Genomic DNA, 419 nt, shown 5'->3' with positions numbered 1-419 from the left:
GGGCTGCTTACGCGACGTACAGGCGGTCGGATTCCCCATCGACCGGATGCGGTTCCACACGGCGGGCGGCCACCTCTTGGGTGACGTGCCACGCCTTCGGCGCGAGGCCGACTCGATGCGCAGCATCTCGCTCCAGCGCGGACGGCTCGTGGCAGCCCTGCGGCGCGCGGCGCTCGACGCGGGCGCGCAGATCGTCACCGGCGAACGCCTGGTGGGCGCGACGGAGTCAGCGGACAGCGTGGTGGCCGAATTCGCCTCCGGCCGGCGCGACACCGCGGAGCTGCTCGTGGGCGCCGACGGCGTCTGGTCAACCGTGCGCGGGCTGATCGACTCGTCCGCGCCGCGCGCGGAGTACGCGGGGCTCTACGGGGTCGCCGGAATCTCCACCATGACGGGTGTCGAGCCCGGCGTCTGGAACC

1 protein-coding gene is annotated in these 419 nt (G+C 73.3%); it reads left to right on the top strand.

Annotated features, from left to right (window positions below):
- Positions 1 to 46: 46 nt before the first annotated feature.
- On the top strand, positions 47 to 419 hold a 373-nt coding region (locus KDL01_RS42285), incomplete at its 3' end, for an FAD-dependent oxidoreductase (protein ID WP_246577729.1).

Source organism: Actinospica durhamensis (assembly GCF_018139695.1).
GTDB lineage: Bacteria > Actinomycetota > Actinomycetes > Streptomycetales > Catenulisporaceae > Actinospica > Actinospica durhamensis.
This window is presented reverse-complemented; position numbering and strand designations above follow the sequence as displayed.